Raw genomic sequence first — 17,324 nt, forward strand, 5'->3', positions numbered from 1 at the left:
GCCTAACGCTGGCGCGACGGCCGCCGTCAGGCTGGGCGGACCGGACCCGCAACCGCATTTGTCTGCGCCTTCCGGAAGTTGGGGTGCAGCGGGCCGAACGGCATCGCGCCCATGAAAACCACGAAGACAAGACCCGCTATGGCAAACCAGAACGAAAGAACGAAGCCGTCGGCATAGGACAAGATGTATGCTTGCGCGCGAACGCCGGTAGCGACCGTCGATAGTGCTTCGAGATGTCCCCTGGCGCCGAGCTTGGCGAGAATCCCATTCAGGTCATGCGACGAGGCGGCAATCGGCCCGGTCAGCACGTTCGAGTGAAACTGTTCGCGTTGGCGTAGCCACGTGTTCAGCAGACTGACGGCAAGCTCGGCGCTCCCAAGCCTGATGACCTGGATGTAGGCGGATGCAGCCGTCGCCCGCTTTGGGTCGGTGTTGGCGATCAAGTAGACGACGGCGGCGAAGAAGACAAAGCTCTGGCCGAACGTGTAAAGAAGCACTACGGGCAGGAAGCTCGTTGGCGACCATTCGATCGTCAGGCGCGAGCCGAGGAGAGAGGCGACTGCCATCGCCGCCAGTCCGGCGATAATGCAGAACCTAGCATCGATCCGGCGCAAGAGGTAGATCGCGGCCGTTATGAAGAAAAAGACCGGGATGACCGCCCCGACGATGTAGAGCGAGGAGATGGAGACGGGGCGAAGACCGACGACGTTCTGAAGGAACGACGGGATCACGATAGACCCGGCCGAACTAGAAAACGTGAAGGCGATAATGATCGCGTATCCGGTGCCGATGTTGCGGGAGAGGATAACGCTGGCATGCGCCCAGGGTCTTTCCACCAGGCTCTCATTGATCAGAAAGCCCACGGCCAGAATGAGGCCGCCGATGAGAAGCGAGGTTACGATGCCCGATTGGAACCAATCCAGCCGGTTACCCTGGTCGAGTGCGACGTAGATCATCGTCATCGACGACCCGAGCAGGAGCATGCCGCCCCAATCCGCGTTTTCAAGCAGGTTGAAGTTGATCTCTTCCTTGGGTGCGCCAACAATCAGCAGCAGCGCGATCAGCGGCGCGATGATCACGTCCTGCCAATAGAGCCATTGCCAGCCGAGGTAGTCGCCGTAGAGACCGACCAGCACAAACCCCAAGCTCTGCGACAACGGCAATCTCAGCGCGTAGATGGCGAAGCCGATCAACCAGTATTTCATGTCGAGATTTCGGAAGATGACCATGATGGTCGCCGGAATGAAGACACCGAGCAGCAACGCTCTGACGGCATGAAGCGCAAAAAGAACCTCGGTGCCGTGAACCATGGGGATCGCCAGGGAGATGCCGGCGTAGACAAGGCACGCAGGGATCATGACCCGGCGTATGCCGAATACGGTGGCAAGCCAGGCGACGGCCGACGATATCAGGATCTGCGGTGCGTTTGCGATTGTGCTGAGCCAGGACGCCTCGTCGACACCCAAGGAAAAGGCGCCGCGCAAATCCGGCAACCCCACAGCGAAGACCCGCGTGTCGAAGCCGACGACGAAGGATGCCAGGAGAAGGGCCGCAACGATAAGGTAGGGGCGGCTTGCCGTCGTGCCCCGCGTCAGAGGGCCGAAGGCGTGCGGCGTCGCGATCATGGCGCAGTGCCTTCGGATGTGTCAACGCGGACCGTTGCCGACATGCCGGGCTTCAGCCTGTCGACGAGCGGCTGTCCCGCGTCGAGTTCGATCCGCACCGGAACGCGCTGGACCACCTTGGTGTAGTTGCCGGTCGCATTGTCGGGCGGCAGCAACGCGAAGACGGAGCCGCTGGCTGGCGAGAGCCGCGAAACCTTGCCATGCAGCGTCTGTCCTGGAAACGTGTCTATGCTGATTGAAGCCGGGCGTCCCGGCGTCATGCGCGCGAGCTGCGTTTCCTTGAAGTTTGCCGTCACATAGACATTCGGGAGCGGGACTTCCGATATCACGCTGGTGCCGGCCGCGACGAAATCCCCTTCATGCACGAGTTTGCGACCGACAGTGCCGTCGAATGGCGCGTGAATTTGGGTGTAGCCCTGGCGGATCAAGGTTGTTTCCAGATTTCCCTGCGCTGCGCTGACCTGCGCTTGCAACAACGGCGCCTGGCCATCCAGCACCTTTCCCTGAGCCTTTTGTTGCTCGATCGCGGCCGCCGTCGACTTAACGGCAGCCTCGGCCTGCAGGTAAGCGGACTGGGCCTGCTGAAGCTGCTGCTGCGACGTTGCATCGCCGAGGTTCGTCTGCCTGTGAAACTCGAGTTCCGTCTGGGTTTTCAGGGCTGTCGCAGATGCATTCTGTGCCTCGGCGGCCTGGACGACGGCATTTTGCAAGGTGATCTGATTGGAGAGGTTCGCCAGCGAGGCGTTCGCCTGGGCAAGGTTCGCCTTCGCGACATCGACGGCGGCATTATACTCCCGAGGATCGATTTCTGCGAGCAGGTCGCCCTTGGAAACGTGCTGATAGTCAGCGACGGGCGTGCGTCGCACCGTTCCACTGACCTGGGCGCTGAGCGTCGAGAGGTCGGCGCTGACGACGGCATCATCGGTAGACTGATGGGCGGCATCCGCCACCCATGTGTTCCAGTCGAGCATAACAAGGGCAACCGCCGCCCCGACAACGAGGACGGCGACAACAGGGGCGGCCAGCCTCCTGATTGTCGCTCCTGTTGTCGAAGGTGCCTCAGTCGTGTTCGAGACGTCCGCCTCGGGTGCCAGCTTGGCAATTGAGGGTGCGAGACTTGTTACGTTGAGCGGGTCTGCCATCGCCCACCTCACTTTCTGGCCGGGTTTGTCGCGGTCTTCACGCGAACTGGCACAGGGGCCGGATTGAAGGAGACGTGCCCGGTGCCGTGAAACTGGACCCAATAGCCGAGCGCCATGAAAACGGAGCCGCCGACCAGATTGCCGAGCGTGACCCAAATCAGGTTGTGAACGGCGCCTGCGATCGTGACATTTGCCGGGTGGTCGCCGAGGAGAGCCATCGAGAAGGTGAACATGTTGGCGACCGAATGCTCATATCCCGCGGCGACGAAGATCGTGATCGGCCAGAAGATCAGCATGATTTTCGCAGCCGCATTGTCGGTCCGTCCGGCCATCCAGATCGCCAGGCAGACGAGCCAGTTGCACAGGATTCCTCGGGCGAAAAGCTCAAGCGACGTTGCCGACATCTTTGCCGCGACAGCCGAGAAGAAGGAAGCGCTGCCGTCACCAAGAAGCACGCCGCCGCCGGCGAGGTGAAAGAGCCCGGCGAGCGCAAGCGCCCCGATAAGGTTGCCGACCCACGTGCTGCACCAAACGAGCAGCACATCGGAAAGACGCGCGCGCCGCGTCAGCACGGCAAGCGGCATGTACATGGCGGTGCCGGTAAAAAGCTCGGAGCCGGCGAAGACCACGATCGTCAAGGCCGAAGAAAACACCACGCCCATAACAAGGTGGGCCCAGGCGGCGTCGACGTGGGCGCCGACTGTGAACATCAGGATATCGCCGAACCCGATATAGGCGCCGGCCATCGCCGCGCCGATAAGGAATGCGAAGAACTGGGTGCGAGCGACGAGCGCCTTGTGTTCGCCGGATTGTGCGAAATCGCTGATGCTGTCCTGATACATGAGGTGGCCCTCGCAACTGGCTCGATGGAATCGAGCGTTTCATTGGTCGATGCGATAGAGGCTACCGTCACTTTGCGGTGCGTTGAATCATACGTTGGTGTAGCTGGCGGCGCTGAAAGTTCAGGTTTGTGCCGCCGCCGCGGTCTTTATGACAGATTTTTTTAGTCACACTAAAAATCAGATTGACAATGCCTCCGTCTGAAGCTTCATTGAAGTAATACTAAAAATAAGGCGGAACATCTTGGAAGCACACGCAGGTCCTGACGGAGCTGGGGAGATGTCTCTTGGCGAGCGATTGCGTGATCGTCGCCGCGAGCTCAAACTGACGCTTCAGCAAGTCGCCGATCAGGCCGGCTTCTCGGTCGGCTTCATCTCGCAGATCGAGCGCGGCATTACCGTTCCGTCGCTGACTTCCCTCGTCTCCGTCTGCCGTGTCCTGAAGGTGGACGTTGGCTCGTTCTTCAAGCCGCCGCGTGTCGATGCGCCGATCACCCGCCGGGAAACCCGACCGGTCTATGCGCTTGGCGGCACGCCCGGCAACTCCGTGACCTACGAGCGACTTTCGGCGTCTTTTCCCGGCAATATTCTCCGCAGCACGCTCATTCACGAGCCGCCGGGTTTCCGAAGCGAGCCGATGTCGCACGAGGGAGAGGAAATCTTCTTCATCGTCGAAGGTTCACTTACCCTGGAGGTCGATGGCGAACAGACGATCCTCGAAGCGGGCGATTCGGCGCATTTCCCATCGTCCCGGACGCACGTGACCTGGAACCACACCACCGAGCCGGTGACCATATTTCATACCTGTACGATGGACGTCTTCGGTGACGACGTACCATCTGGCGAGCCGGAAACCAGCCTCGTCGTCAAGCGCGCCGCAACCCGGCGCAGCGCACCAAAGAGCCTCAAGATAAATCAAGGGAACAAGAAATGAGACCAAGCCTCAAACTGGTGGCTGCAGCCCTGCTCGCAGCAACCTCGATCTGCACCTATGCCAAGGCCGAAACCGTATTGAGGCTCGATGAATCGCCGGTCGGCGAACTCGACCCGGCAAAGGCGTCGGACTATGCCGACTCCATTCTGATGTTCAACGTCTATGATACGCTGGTCATCCCGAAGCAGGGGCAGCCTGGTTATGATCCGTTTCTCTCGACCGGGTGGGAAAGCACCGGCACGACCTACACCTTCAAGCTTCGCACGGATGTGAAATTCCAGAGCGGCAATCCCCTGACGGCAGATGATGTCGTCTTTTCGCTGCAGCGCATGAAGGCACTGGGCGCGGGCCTGTCCTACCTGTTCGAAAACGTCGACAAGGCGGAAGCAACCGACGCGTCTACGGTCAAGTTCACGCTCAAGGAGCCCTACGCGCCGTTCATCTCCGCGCTGACGCGCCTGCCGATCGTCGACAAGAAGCTGGTGTTGGAAAACCTGGGTTCCGGTGATGGCGAGATGAAGGACTGGGGACAGGCATATCTTTCGACGCATGGCGCCGGCAGTGGTGCCTACAAGGTCGTCTCTCACAACCCCCAGGAAGAGACGGTCATGGCGAAGAACGCCGGCTATTTCCTGGGTGCGGCCCCGAAGGCTCCAGATACCGTCCGTTTCCGCTACGGCCTGGAAGCAGCAACCGTGCGCACGCTGATCGCTCAGGGCGAGCACGACATCTCCTCGCAGTGGTTGCCGCCCGAAGTCTTGAAGTCCCTCGCCGCCAGTGGCGCGCAGCTCTTGACCGAGAAGGGTACGACCGAGTTCTACGTCAAGATGAACACGACGAAGGCGCCGTTCGACGACGTCGAGTGCCGCCTGGCCGTCTCCTATGCCTTTGACTACGACACCGGCGTGAAGATGGTTGCTATCAACGACAGGGTTTCCCAGGGGAGCCCAGCAACCGGTGCCGTTCCGGTTGGGATGCTCGGGGCATTGCCGGAAGACCAGCCGATCAAGCGCGACATGGCGAAGGCCAAGGAGCACCTGGCCAAGTGCAAGTACAAGGCCGAAGACATCAACATCGATATCTCCTGGATCGGCGAAGTTCCGCTGGAAGAGCGCTTCGCTCTGCTGATGCAGGCAAACTTCACCGAACTCGGTCTCAAGGCTGAGGTCAAGAAGCTGCCTTGGGCATTGTTCTCGGAGCAGGTTTCGAAGCCTGAGAATACGCCTGCCATCAGCCAGGTCTTCGTGAACACCATGAGCGGAGATCCGGATACGCTGCTCTACAGCATGTATCACTCGAGCGCAGCCGGCACATGGATGTCGCCAGAGTATCTCAAGGACAAGGACGTCGATGCGCTTCTGCAGCAGGGGCGTGAGGCTTCCAGCGATGAAGAGCGCTCGAAGATCTATACCGATCTCAACAAGCGGCTGATCGCCCTTGCGCCTTCCATTTTCGCTCAGGACCAGACCGCGGTCTTTGCGGCAAGCAACCGTGTCTCGGTTCCGGCCTTGTCCGATCCGAGCAAGGCGTTTGCGCTTGCTGGCTTCGGCTTCACGTTCCGCCTGATGGAAATGAAAGAATAGTCGGGTCGTAAACAGGGCCGCCCGACGCGGCGGCCCTTCCTCGCACGAACGGAATTATCGGTATGCCTCCACTCGTCCGCCTCCTCGCGAAGCGGCTAGGTACCTCTTTTGTCGTCTTGATAGGGGTATCGCTGCTGATCTTCGCCATCGCCCGGATCATTCCAGGTGATCCCGCGCGCATCGCGCTCGGCCCCAATGCGACTGCCGATGCGGTGGCTGCGCTGCGGGAGCATCTGCACCTCAACGATCCGTTCATTGCGCAGTATGGCTATTTTCTTCGTGATCTCCTTCGCGGTGATCTTGGTGTATCGCTCTACACCAACCGGCCTGTCATGACCGACATCGCGCAGTTTCTGCCTGCGACGCTCGAGCTTGTCATCGTTTCCGGCATCATGATGGTCGGCTTCGGCCTGCCGCTCGGGATAATCTCGGCCCGCTATCGCGGCAGCGTCATCGATCATGTCATCCGGATGGTCACCTTGCTTGGCGTATCGGCGCCGGGCTTTGTCTGGGCCGTTATCCTGATGCTGGCTTTCGCCTACTTCCTGCCGCTGTTTCCGATCGCTGGAAGACTGTCCGACACCATGACCGTGCCGACAACCACGGGCTTCCTGCTGGTCGACACCCTGCTTGCGGGAAATCTCAAGGCGTTCGGCAATGCTCTCTGGCATATCATCCTGCCTGCCTTTGCGCTGGCGCTTTCCGGTATCGGTCAGGCAGCGCGCCTCGTTCGTTCGAACATGGTCGAGACCTACGAAAAGCCCTATATCGAGATGGCGCAGGCCTACGGTTTCGCAGAAAAACGGATTGCGCGGCGATACGCGTTCCGGCCCTCTCTTATCCCGTCGCTCACGATCATCGGTCTCGACTTCGCGGCAATGCTCGGCAACGCCTTCCTGGTTGAAGCCGTCTACGCCTGGCCCGGCCTGTCGCGTTACGGCGTCGCCGTCATCCTCAGAAAGGATCTGAACGCCATCGTCGGGACCGTCCTGATCATTTCGGCCATGTTCCTGATCGTCAACCTGGTGGTCGACCTCCTGGTTTCGATCATCAATCCCCGCATTCGTCTGTCTCAGAGGGCATCATGAAGAAAACCCTCATTATCCTGGCGCGCAATCCGCTATCGCTGATCGGCCTGATCCTCGTTGCGATCGTCGTCTTCTCCGCCGTCTTTGCGGATTTCATCGTGCCATTCCCTGAACATCGGGGCGCGGTCGTCGATTTCCTCAATTTCAACAAGCCGCCCGAGTGGCCGTACATTTTTGGCACCGACCTGGTCGGGCGCGATCTCTTCTCGCGCATCGTCTACGCCTACCGGATTTCGTTGATCCTCGGCGTCGTCGTGCTGGCGATTGCCGTTCCGGTCGGTGTCGCGATCGGTCTTGTGGCCGGCTATTTCGGGGGTGGACCGAGTATGTGCTGATGCGGCTGACCGATGTGTTCCTGTCGATACCGCCGCTTGTGCTGGCGATGTCGATGATGGGGCTGCTGGAGCCGACCCTGACGAACGGCATGATCGCAGTCACCGCGATGTGGTGGCCATGGTACACGCGCCTCGTCTACAACCTCGCCCGCGCGGAGAAGGAAGAGGGCTATGTGCTGGCCGCCGAGGTGATTGGTGCCTCGAAGATGCACGTAATGTTCCGCGAGATCCTGCCGAACTGCGTGCCGTCGATCGTTACCAAGATGACGCTCGATTTCGGTTTCGTGATCCTGATCGCTTCGTCTCTGTCCTTCCTGGGGCTTGGGGTGCAGCCGCCGACGCCGGACCTCGGCTCGATGGTGGCGGAAGGCGCAAAATATCTTCCCGATAGCTGGTGGCTGACAGTGTTCCCGGGCCTTGCAATCCTGATCGCCGTGTTCGGCTTCAACCTGATCGGCGATGCGCTTCGCGAAATCCTGGGAGTCGACCAATGACGCCAACCCTCAAGATCGACGGCCTCAAGCTAGGCTTCAAAACGCATGCCGGCATGATCGAAGTGCTGCACGGCATCTCGCTCCACATTCGTAAGGGCGAACGCGTCGCGCTCGTTGGCGAATCCGGTTCCGGCAAATCGGTGACGGCGCGGATCGTTCTCGGCATGCTCCAGCAACTGAAGACGGCTCGTATATCGGGCGGCATCGAGTTCGAAGGTCGCGACCTGCAGCGCATGAGCGCCAGGGAACGGCATGCTCTGCGCGGGACAAGTATGTCGATGATCTTCCAGGATCCGACGTCGTCGCTCAATCCGGTCTATACGGTTGGTGCGCTGTTCCAGGAGGTACTGTCGCGTGCGCATTCCGGAATGTCTGCCGGCGATATGCGGAAGATGGCGATCGAAGCCCTTTCCGATGTTGCGATCGGAGAACCCGAACGCGTTCTCGACTCTTACGCATTCCAGCTTTCCGGCGGCATGAACCAGCGCGTGATGATCGCCATGGCTCTCGCCAACAATCCCTCTCTGCTTCTGGCCGATGAGCCGGGAACTGCACTCGACGTGACAGTTCAGGCGCAGACGCTGAAACTGATGAGCGCGCTCGTTGAGAAGCACCATACCTCGGTGCTGTTCATCTCGCACAATCTTGGCGTTGTTCGCGAATTCGCCGACCGCGTCTACGTGATCTACAAGGGCAACATCGTTGAGCAGGGTCCGACTGCGGCATTGTTCGATGACCCCCGGCATCCCTACACCAGGGCGCTTCTGTCGGCTGTTCCCCGCATTACCGGCGGCGGAATTCCGGACATCGACGATGGCGTCGCCGACTTTCTGGCGCCGCTCGTCGCCCATGAAGGCTTTAGCGAGAAGGAGCTTCTGGCATGAGCGCGCTTCTATCCGTCTCATCGGTTTCCAAGGAGTTCACGGTGGGCACCCGCAAGGTGCAGGCTCTGGACAATGTGTCATTCGACGTGGAGCGGGGTGAATGCCTCGCGATCGTGGGCGAGTCCGGTTCTGGAAAGAGCACCATCGCCAATATTATTCTCGGCATTTATGGCGCGACATCGGGCACGCTGACGTTCGACGGCAAGCAACTGCCTGCGCGCCGCACGCTTCAGCATCGCCAGGCGATTCAGCTGGTTCAGCAGAACCCGCTCTCGTCGCTGAATCCGCGCCGTTCCATCGGTGCCTCGCTACGGTTGGCGCTCGATGTTCACGACATCGGCCCGAAGTCGGGGCGTGGCGAGCGGGTCGGCGAACTGCTCGAGGAGGTTGGTCTTCCGCGCGAATTCAGCCGCCGGCCGCCGGCGGCGCTGTCGGGCGGTCAGCGGCAGCGCGTCGCGATTGCCCGTGCCCTTGCCTGCCAATCCGAACTCGTTGTTCTCGACGAGCCGACGTCGGCCCTCGATGTCCTCGTTCAGGCCCGCGTATTGAAGCTCCTGAAGGAGCTCAAGGACAAGCGCGGCCTGACCTATGTGTTCATCACGCATGACCTTTCCGTCGTGCGCAACATCGCCGATCGCGTTGCCGTCTTCGAAAAGGGCAAGCTCATCGAGATCGATCGGACCGATGCGATTTTTACCAAGCCTGAACACCCCTATACGCGCCGGCTGATCGGCGCCGTACCGGTCGTCAGCCGCGAGGAAGCGGCCTTGCGCGACCGTCTTTTGGAGCAAGAGAATGGAAATGCCTGATTATAGCGGATTTGTTGCCGCCCTTGCGGACAGGAACGGCCAGCCGGAGTCGGCCTTCGCGGCGTTGGAGGCGCTGACCAAGAAAATCGTTGGTGTGAAGCTGTTTACGATCATGACCAGCGACACGACCGAAAAGGTGTCAGAGCGCATCTATTCCAATATGCCGGAGGCCTACCCGGTTTCGGGAACGAAGCCCTACAATGAAACCTATTGGTCCGACATCGCGCTTAAGCAGCGGCGGACTTTCGTCGCCAACACCATCGAAGACATTGCCGGCGTTTTCGATGACCACGAGCTGATCGACTCGCTCGGCTGCCAATCGGTCATCAACGTGCCGATCGTTATCGCGGGGGAGGTCGTCGGGACGATCAACTGCCTGCATGAAGCCGGTTTCTACACGAAGGAGCGTGTCGAGGCGGCCGAAGCACTGAAGCTGCCGGCGGCCGCCTGCATGCTTCTCCATGACAAGCTGAAGAACGGGAGCGGGAAATGAGCGCCAAGACTATTCGTGTTGCCACCGACGTCGGTGGCACCTTTACCGACCTTGTCTGCTTCGAGACAGACAACGCAACGGGACAGTCGCGGATCATCACCGCCAAGTCGGACACGACACCGCCGAACTTCGAGCAGGGTGTTCTCAACGTTCTCGACAAGGGCGGCGTTGACCCAAAGAGCATCGATTTCCTCGCCCACGGTACCACCGTCGTCATCAACGCTCTTACCGAACGCAAGGGCGTGAAGGTCGGCCTCGTGACGACCGAAGGCTTCCGTGACTCGCTCGAGATCGCCCGCGGCAATCGCCCTGATTTCTTCAACCTGCACTACGAAAAGCCCGAGCCATTCGTGCCGCGCTATCTGCGCCGAGAGCTCCCGGGACGCTTCAGCTATCACGGCGAAGAGATGAAGCCGCTCGACCTCTCCGGTCTGCCTGGCATCCTCGACGATTTCCGGGCGGATGGGGTCGAGGCGATTGCTGTCTGCTTCCTGCACTCTTACGCCAATCCGAGCCACGAACAGGCAACGATTGCCGAGATCGCAAGACTGTGGCCGGAGATCTCCACCGTTGCCTCGCACCAGATCACGCGCGAATGGCGCGAGTACGAGCGCACGAATACGACCGTTATGTCTGCCTACGTCCAGCCCACTGCGGAGCGCTACTTGTCTCGCCTCAACGATGGCCTTCTAACCAAGGGCTTCGACGGCAACCTCTTCATCATGCAGTCCAACTGCGGCGTCGACTCGCTGGACTCGGTAAAGAAGATTCCGATCACCATGGTCGAATCCGGCCCGGCCTCGGGCTTCTGGGGTGCCGCCGAACTCGGCAAGCAGATCGGCGAGCCGAATGTCTTGGCGCTTGATATCGGCGGCACGACGGCGAAGTGCTCTCTGATCGAGGACGGTAAGGTCAAGATCATGACCGATTACTGGATCGAGCGCGATCGCACCTCGGCGGGCTATCCGATCATGGTGCCCGTCGTCGATCTCGTGGAGATCGGCAACGGCGGCGGCTCGATCGCCTGGGTCGACGATTTCGGCAAAATGCACGTCGGTCCGAAGTCGGCGGGCGCGATGCCCGGGCCTGCGGCCTACGGGCGTGGCGGCACGAATGCCACGACGACAGATGCCAACCTGTGGCTCGGCCGGATCAACCGCGATTATTTCTGCGGCGGTTCGGTTGAGGCCGATATGGCTGCGACCGAAAAGGCGCTCTCCGCTGTCGGCCAGAAGCTCGGTATTTCGGCAGATGAAGTGGCTCGCGGCATCGTGCGCATCGCCAACAACAACATGGTCAACGCCCTCAAGCTGGTCTCGCTCAACCGTGGCTTCGACCCGCGCGACTTTACCCTGGTCGCCTTTGGCGGCGGTGGCGCGATGCATGCGGTGGCACTCGGCACCGAGCTTGGCGTCAAGAAAGTCGTCATCCCCGCCGGCGCTTCCGTGTTCTCGGCGTGGGGCATGATGATGTCTGACCTGCGGCGCGATTACTTCGTGACGAAGCTTGCGGAGTTGAAGGTCGGTGCCTCCGCGACCGTGGAAGCCTTGTTCGCCGAGACCGAAGCCCTTGCCCTGAAACAGTTCGGTGAAGAGGGCGTGGCGGGCGAGAAGGTCAAGTTCCTGCGCTATGGCAAGTTCCGTTACCAGAACCAGGAGCACACGACCGAAGTCCTGATCGATGGCCCGATCAGCGACGAGCGTCTCGCCGGCATTGAGACGGCCTTCCACGAGGCTTACGAGCGTGAGTACACCTACCGGCTCAACGCGCCGGTCGAGCTTGTCGGCGTGCATCTGGTCGCTTCTGCCGAAGTCGGCAAGTTGACGATGCAGGAAAAGCCGCTGACGGAAGGGCCATCTACGGCGGCGCTGAAGGGCGAGCGAACGGTGGACTATGCTCTCGAAGGCCGCCATCAGGCCGCGATCTATGACGGCGAGAAGCTGGAGCCCGGCATGAACTTCGCCGGCCCCGCCATCATCGAAGATCCAGGCACGACGATCGTGATTCACCCCGGCAATCGGGTCGAGGTCGACGGCTTCGGCAACATTCACATTCATCTCAAGGCTTGAGGAGGCCGGATCATGACAGCAGAAATCCACGATCCGATTACGCTCGAAATCATCCAGAATTCGCTGCAGGCGACGGCCGATGAGATGTTCGCCGCAATGCGCAAGACGGCGATGAGCTCGATCATCTATGAAGTTCTCGACATGGGTACGGGATCACCGACGCCAAGGGACAACTGGCGTCGTCGGGCGCCGGCATCCCCGGCTTCATCGGTGTTCTCGACAAGTCCGTTAAGGTTCTGCTGGAGAAATTCGGCAAGCCGGGACAGATCGAACCTGGCGACGTCTTCATCACCAACGATCCGTATTATGGCGGCGTTACCCACCTGAACGACTTGGTCGTTGCCATGCCGGTGTTCGCTGGCGACAGGCTTATCGCGTGGACCGCCAACATTGCCCACAATTCTGATGTTGGAGGTAAGTCGCCGGGCTCGCTGTCCGCCGATGCCACGGAGATCTTCCAGGAAGGATTGCGCCTGCCGGCCATCAAGATGATCTCGAAGGGCGAGCCCATCCCGGGCATTTTCGACATCATCACGGTCAACTCGCGCATGCCGGACTTCATCGAGGGTGACCTTTGGGCGGCAATTGCCTCGGTGCGTATCGGCGCGAAGCGTCTCGCCGAACTTGCCGAGAAATATACCGTCGCCACCTTCGAAGCCGCGATGGCGAGCTTTATGGACTTCGGCGAACAGGTCACGCTGGCTGAATTAGCGAAGTTGCCGCATGGCACGTTCGAACTGACGGAGGAACAGGACGACGGACGCTTCTTCAATGTCAAGATCACCATCTCCGACAAGGAGTTCGTAATCGACCTGCGGGACAACCCCGATCAGGACGCCGGACCGTCCAACGCGTGCTACGACGATACGCTGGTCAGCATGCAGGTCATCTTCAAGGCGTTGACGGCGCCCGCCTCGCCGGCCAACGAGGGCTCGTTCCGCCCGCTCAAGGTGCTGACGAAGGAAGGCACCTGCTTCCACGCCAAGGAGCCGGCCGCAGTCGGCTTCTACTACGAGATCGGCATTCGCGGCTACGATCTGGTGTGGCGTTGCTTGGCGCCGCATATGCCGGAAAAGCTGCCTGCCGGTCACTTCTCGTCGATTGCCGGAACCTTCATCGGCGGCATTCATCCGGATACAGGCCGGCAGTACACGATCATCGAGCCGCAGATCGGCGGATGGGGAGCGTCGAGCGGACGCGACGGCAACAGTGCGATCTTTTCGGGCGTGCACGGTGAGACCTACAATTGCCCAGCCGAGATTTCCGAAGCGCGTAACGGCCTCATCGTCGACCGGATGGAACTCAATTGCGATCCGGGCGGCGAGGGTAAATGGTCCGGCGGTCGCGGCATTCGTCTCGACTACCGTATTCGTCGCGATGACTCGTTCCTGACGCTTGGTTACACGCGCTCCCGCATTCTTCCCTGGTCGCTGGAGGACGGGAACGAAGGCACCGCCAACTATGCGCTGGTCATGCGTAAGGACGGGTCGAGCGAACGCTATGCCTTCGCTTCAGGCGTTCGCGTCGACAAGGATGATGTCATTCGCATCATGACCGGCGCCGGCGGCGGGCTTGGCGATCCCAAGGAAAGAGACCGGACGCTTGTCGCCGCCGATATCCGCAACGGCTTCATCACGCCTGAGCGCGCGGCAGATGTTCACGGTTACAAGGGTTGATGGGCATGGCATCGCAACCCTTGAAAGTCATGTATCTCAACCCGGTCGCGGACGACGCGGCCGTGGACGAGATCTTCGCTGGGATGGTGCGCCAGCACAAGCAGCCCGGCACCGAGGTTCATGTGACCGCCTTGCCAAAAGAGCACTATGGCTTCTCTCACATTGAATTTCGAACTTACGAAGCGTTGGTGACCCGAGGCATCATGCGGGCGGTGCGGCAGGCGGCGGCTGAGGGCTTCGACGCCCTGGCGATTGGCTGCTTCTACGACACGGCGCTTCACGATGCGCGCGAGATCTCGGATCGGATGATCGTCACCGCGCCCTGTGTCGCATCGTGCGAGATCGCTGCGAGCCTCGCCAACAGCTTCGGAGTGATCGTGGGGCGGCGGAAATGGGTGCACCAGATGCAATCGACCATTGTTGGTTATGGGCATGGCGATCGGCTGGCCGGCTTCTACGACGTCGGTCTTGGCGTTGACGATTTCCAGCGGGATCACGCCGAGACGGGCAGACGCCTCATGGCCGCAGGCCGGAAGGCGATCGATGAAGGTGGCGCGGAGGCGCTCATCCTCGGCTGCACGATGGAGGTCGGATTCTACAAGGAGATCGAAAACGCCCTCGGCGTGCCGGTCATCGACCCGTCGATCGCGGCGCTCAAGCGTGCCGAATATGCGGCCGTCCTGAAGCGCCAATGCGGTTGGGTTCCTAGCCGGCGGGGCTCCTGCGAGGCGCCTCCCGAGGCAGAGATTGCGCGCTTTCACGCGTTCGACGATGCCGCACCGGTTTTCGGCAGCCGCATCGTCATAGAAGCGGAATAAGGAATTGATCATGAATGAACAGACGACCAGAAAGCTTGAACTCCTGCGTCAGCGGATGCGCCAGACCGGCACCGGACTGCTCGCGATAGCGCCGGGTTCGCATATGGATTGGGTCCTCGGATTCCATCCGCATCCCGACGAGCGGCCGTGCCTCCTGCTCATCGCGCCGGAGAAGGAAGCCTTTCTCATGCCGGCTCTCAACGCGGAAGGAACGCGTGAGTTCACCGACATAGCTTTCTACAATTGGTCCGATGCGGAAGGACCGGACGGTGCTCTTCAGGAGGTCTTGCAGGCGATTGGCGCAACGGCCCCTGTGCGTGTCGGTCTCGACGAGACGATGCGGGCGGATTTCGCCTTGCTGCTTTTGAAGTTCCTGCCGGCCGATACGATCCATGACTTCACCGGCCCGACGCTCGGTGGCCTGCGCATGAAGAAAGACGCGGGCGAGTACGCCAAGCTCAAGATGAATGCCGCGATCGCCGACCGCGCCATGGAAGCGGCCTTCGCAACGATCAAGGCTGGCATGACTGAAAATCAGGTTGCTGCTGAAATTCGTTCTCAGTTCTCGGCGCAGGGTGCTGCTCCGGCGTTCTGGATCGTCGGAGCCGGCCCCAACGGTGCTTTCCCGCATCATTCGGCGAGCGATCGCGTCATCGAAGAAGGCGATGCCGTCGTGATCGACATTGGCGGCCGTAAATCCGGCTTCCCGAGCGACATTACCCGAATGGCCGTGATCGGACTGCCGCCCGAGGGCTATGGCGAAATTCATGCCATCGTCGAAAAAGCGGTGCAGGCGGCCCTGAAGGCAGCCAGACCAGGCGTCATGGCAAAGGAAGTCGATTTTGCCGCGCGCAAGGTCATTTCGGATGCGGGCTATGGCGAGTATTTCGTGCACCGGACCGGCCACGGCATGGGCATCGACGGTCACGAGCCGCCTTATATCACCGCGACATCCGAAACCATCCTCGAGGAAGGAATGGTGTTCTCGATCGAGCCCGGCATCTACCTGCCAGGGCGCTTCGGCATTCGTCTCGAAGATATCGTCATTCTTCGTGCCGATGGGCCGGAGGTTCTGTCGTCGCTGTCGCGCGACGCGAGGCGCATCGATCGCTGATCCGCAGGAGGCGGGCCGCGCTTCAGCGGCTCGCCTTTGTCGAGAAGAAACTAGTGAACCTTCAGACCGCCGACCCAGGTCGTGGCGATATTGGCTTTCGAAGCCGTGTAGATGATCTTCTGAAGGATCTGGTCGTCCGCTTCGACCTGGTCGAAAAGCCGCATCGAGCCTTTCTCCGCGGTGGTATCAATGACAATCGCGTCGAAGGCATATCCCGGCTGGAACTGCCCGACCGGGAGATCGAGCGCGATGCCTCCACCGGTCGTGGCGATGTAGAAGGCATCACGGAAATCGATCTGTGCCACGCCGGCGGTGCTGCGTTCTGCTGGCGGAAGCGCAGGGTCGACACCGCTCGCCAGCATGCGCGAAACCAGAACGGCCGCACGGCTGTTTTCCAGCATGGAAGCGCTGGGTCCGCCCGAGATATCCGTGCCCAGTCCGACATGCAGCCCCTTCTCCAGGGCCTGTCGGAGAGGAAAGACAGCATTGGCGAAATAGGCGTTCGAAAGCGGGCAATGGGCGATGGCGGCCTCGCGGACGCGAATGCGCTCCATGTCCGAAGCCGTCAGAAAATTCGAATGGGCAAGCACGCTGCGGCGGCCGAGCAAACCGAAGCGGTCCAGCATTTCCGTATCCGTCGCGCCGAAGCGCGCGAGCGCATAGCCGTGGGCCCAATCGCTCTCGGAGCAATGCGTTTGAACATGGCAGCCGCATTCCTGGGCGAGGGCTCCGAGGCCCTTCAGTGCCGCATCGGTGCAGGAGGGGATGAAGCGCGGTGTCACGACGGGATGGACCCGCCCATCACCATTTTCAGGATGGAACCTGATGTAATCGATAATGGCGCGCGTCCCGTCGATCGCTGCCTTTGCCGAGCTGTCACGATAGTACGGCGGGCATTCGTCCTCGTTGTCCATTGCCACCTTGCCGATCAACGCGCGCTGTCCGCGTTCGAGGCAGATATCCACCAGAACCCGGGTCGCCTCCTGATGAATGGTGGCAAAATAGAGGGCGGTTGTCGTTCCGTTGGCGAGCAGGTCATCGACGAGCAGCCGGTAGCTGCGCTGCGCAAAGGCGAGATCCTCGTAGCGCGCCTCCAGCGGGAACGTGTACTTCTGCAGCCAGACCTCCAGCGGAACGTCGAGCGCACCGCCGAGTTGGGGATATTGCGGCGCGTGCACGTGAAGATCGACAAAACCTGGCAGGAGATAAGAGCCGGATGGCAGGACAACCAGTTCGCCGGTCTCCTCGCGTGCTTCGCGAATGCTGCGGTAGTTCGGCTCCCCCGGCCGATGGATGGCCTTGATCGTGCCATCGGCACCGATATCGATGAGAACGTCTTCCAATACGTCGATAAGTCCGCGTTCCGGTGCGTGAAAGCCGGAAGCGCAGAGCGTCTTGTTACGCAGATCCACTGATATGTC

The 17,324-nt window shown here is 60.8% G+C and carries 13 protein-coding genes and 2 pseudogenes; 11 read left to right on the plus strand and 4 right to left on the minus strand.

Annotated features, from left to right (window positions below; translation table 11 throughout):
- Window positions 1-26 precede the first annotated feature (26 nt).
- From FZ934_RS19305 to FZ934_RS19315, 3 genes are read right to left on the minus strand one after another with little or no spacing between them, the layout of a single operon-like run.
- Window positions 27-1,625: an MFS transporter gene (locus FZ934_RS19305; RefSeq protein WP_153272557.1), complete on the minus strand. Its 1,599-nt coding sequence runs from the start codon at window positions 1,623-1,625 to the stop codon at window positions 27-29.
- The gene (locus FZ934_RS19310; protein WP_153272558.1) at window positions 1,622-2,767 is read right to left on the minus strand and encodes an HlyD family secretion protein; all 1,146 of its coding nucleotides are present in this window, start codon (window positions 2,765-2,767) and stop codon (window positions 1,622-1,624) included. The genes FZ934_RS19305 and FZ934_RS19310 overlap by 4 nt, the downstream gene beginning before the upstream one ends.
- An 8-nt stretch (window positions 2,768-2,775) precedes the next feature.
- Window positions 2,776-3,609, minus strand: a complete 834-nt coding sequence (locus FZ934_RS19315; RefSeq protein ID WP_153272559.1) for a formate/nitrite transporter family protein — start codon at window positions 3,607-3,609, stop codon at window positions 2,776-2,778.
- A gap of 277 nt (window positions 3,610-3,886) precedes the next feature.
- On the opposite strand from FZ934_RS19315, the gene FZ934_RS19320 reads away from it, so the two are divergent.
- The 11 genes and pseudogenes from FZ934_RS19320 (at window position 3,887) to FZ934_RS19370 (ending at window position 15,903) form a co-directional block, all read left to right on the plus strand.
- Window positions 3,887-4,540, plus strand: a complete 654-nt coding sequence (locus FZ934_RS19320) for a helix-turn-helix domain-containing protein (protein WP_153272560.1) — start codon at window positions 3,887-3,889, stop codon at window positions 4,538-4,540.
- Window positions 4,537-6,123 (plus strand): ABC transporter substrate-binding protein, encoded by a 1,587-nt coding sequence (locus FZ934_RS19325; protein WP_153272561.1) that lies wholly within the window; start codon window positions 4,537-4,539, stop codon window positions 6,121-6,123. Before FZ934_RS19320 ends, FZ934_RS19325 begins: the two co-directional genes overlap by 4 nt.
- A gap of 62 nt (window positions 6,124-6,185) precedes the next feature.
- Window positions 6,186-7,211: an ABC transporter permease gene (locus FZ934_RS19330; RefSeq protein WP_153272562.1), complete on the plus strand. Its 1,026-nt coding sequence runs from the start codon at window positions 6,186-6,188 to the stop codon at window positions 7,209-7,211.
- Window positions 7,208-8,040: pseudogene (locus tag FZ934_RS28690) on the plus strand (ABC transporter permease). Before FZ934_RS19330 ends, FZ934_RS28690 begins: the two are co-directional and overlap by 4 nt.
- On the plus strand, window positions 8,037-8,924 hold the full coding sequence (locus tag FZ934_RS19340) for an ABC transporter ATP-binding protein (RefSeq protein WP_153272563.1): 888 nt from the start codon (window positions 8,037-8,039) through the stop codon (window positions 8,922-8,924). Before FZ934_RS28690 ends, FZ934_RS19340 begins: the two are co-directional and overlap by 4 nt.
- Complete coding sequence (locus FZ934_RS19345; protein WP_153272564.1) at window positions 8,921-9,733, plus strand: ABC transporter ATP-binding protein; 813 nt, start codon at window positions 8,921-8,923, stop codon at window positions 9,731-9,733. The genes FZ934_RS19340 and FZ934_RS19345 overlap by 4 nt, the downstream gene beginning before the upstream one ends.
- On the plus strand, window positions 9,726-10,226 hold the full coding sequence (locus FZ934_RS19350; protein ID WP_246737976.1) for a GAF domain-containing protein: 501 nt from the start codon (window positions 9,726-9,728) through the stop codon (window positions 10,224-10,226). Before FZ934_RS19345 ends, FZ934_RS19350 begins: the two co-directional genes overlap by 8 nt.
- On the plus strand, window positions 10,223-12,295 hold the full coding sequence (locus FZ934_RS19355; protein ID WP_153272566.1) for a hydantoinase/oxoprolinase family protein: 2,073 nt from the start codon (window positions 10,223-10,225) through the stop codon (window positions 12,293-12,295). Before FZ934_RS19350 ends, FZ934_RS19355 begins: the two co-directional genes overlap by 4 nt.
- A 12-nt stretch (window positions 12,296-12,307) precedes the next feature.
- Window positions 12,308-13,971, plus strand: a pseudogene (locus FZ934_RS19360) (hydantoinase B/oxoprolinase family protein).
- A 5-nt stretch (window positions 13,972-13,976) separates the two neighbouring features.
- The gene (locus FZ934_RS19365) at window positions 13,977-14,789 is read left to right on the plus strand and encodes an aspartate/glutamate racemase family protein (protein ID WP_246737977.1); all 813 of its coding nucleotides are present in this window, start codon (window positions 13,977-13,979) and stop codon (window positions 14,787-14,789) included.
- A 10-nt stretch (window positions 14,790-14,799) separates the two neighbouring features.
- Complete coding sequence (locus FZ934_RS19370) at window positions 14,800-15,903, plus strand: M24 family metallopeptidase (RefSeq protein WP_153272568.1); 1,104 nt, start codon at window positions 14,800-14,802, stop codon at window positions 15,901-15,903.
- A gap of 50 nt (window positions 15,904-15,953) precedes the next feature.
- Here the strand turns inward: FZ934_RS19370 and guaD are convergent, their stop codons facing one another.
- Window positions 15,954-17,315, minus strand: a complete 1,362-nt coding sequence (guaD, locus tag FZ934_RS19375) for a guanine deaminase (protein ID WP_153272569.1) — start codon at window positions 17,313-17,315, stop codon at window positions 15,954-15,956.
- Between the last annotated feature and the right edge of the window lie 9 nt (window positions 17,316-17,324).

The organism is Rhizobium grahamii, from assembly GCF_009498215.1.
Classification (GTDB): Bacteria; Pseudomonadota; Alphaproteobacteria; order Rhizobiales; family Rhizobiaceae; genus Rhizobium; species Rhizobium grahamii_A.

Coding starts and splice junctions, on each gene's coding strand:
- FZ934_RS19305 (WP_153272557.1), bottom strand. CDS start 1,625: ATGATCGCGACGCCGCACGCCTTCGGCCCTCTGACGCGGGGCACGACG.
- FZ934_RS19310 (WP_153272558.1), bottom strand. CDS start 2,767: ATGGCAGACCCGCTCAACGTAACAAGTCTCGCACCCTCAATTGCCAAG.
- FZ934_RS19315 (WP_153272559.1), bottom strand. CDS start 3,609: ATGTATCAGGACAGCATCAGCGATTTCGCACAATCCGGCGAACACAAG.
- FZ934_RS19320 (WP_153272560.1), top strand. CDS start 3,887: ATGTCTCTTGGCGAGCGATTGCGTGATCGTCGCCGCGAGCTCAAACTG.
- FZ934_RS19325 (WP_153272561.1), top strand. CDS start 4,537: ATGAGACCAAGCCTCAAACTGGTGGCTGCAGCCCTGCTCGCAGCAACC.
- FZ934_RS19330 (WP_153272562.1), top strand. CDS start 6,186: ATGCCTCCACTCGTCCGCCTCCTCGCGAAGCGGCTAGGTACCTCTTTT.
- FZ934_RS19340 (WP_153272563.1), top strand. CDS start 8,037: ATGACGCCAACCCTCAAGATCGACGGCCTCAAGCTAGGCTTCAAAACG.
- FZ934_RS19345 (WP_153272564.1), top strand. CDS start 8,921: ATGAGCGCGCTTCTATCCGTCTCATCGGTTTCCAAGGAGTTCACGGTG.
- FZ934_RS19350 (WP_246737976.1), top strand. CDS start 9,726: ATGCCTGATTATAGCGGATTTGTTGCCGCCCTTGCGGACAGGAACGGC.
- FZ934_RS19355 (WP_153272566.1), top strand. CDS start 10,223: ATGAGCGCCAAGACTATTCGTGTTGCCACCGACGTCGGTGGCACCTTT.
- FZ934_RS19365 (WP_246737977.1), top strand. CDS start 13,977: ATGGCATCGCAACCCTTGAAAGTCATGTATCTCAACCCGGTCGCGGAC.
- FZ934_RS19370 (WP_153272568.1), top strand. CDS start 14,800: ATGAATGAACAGACGACCAGAAAGCTTGAACTCCTGCGTCAGCGGATG.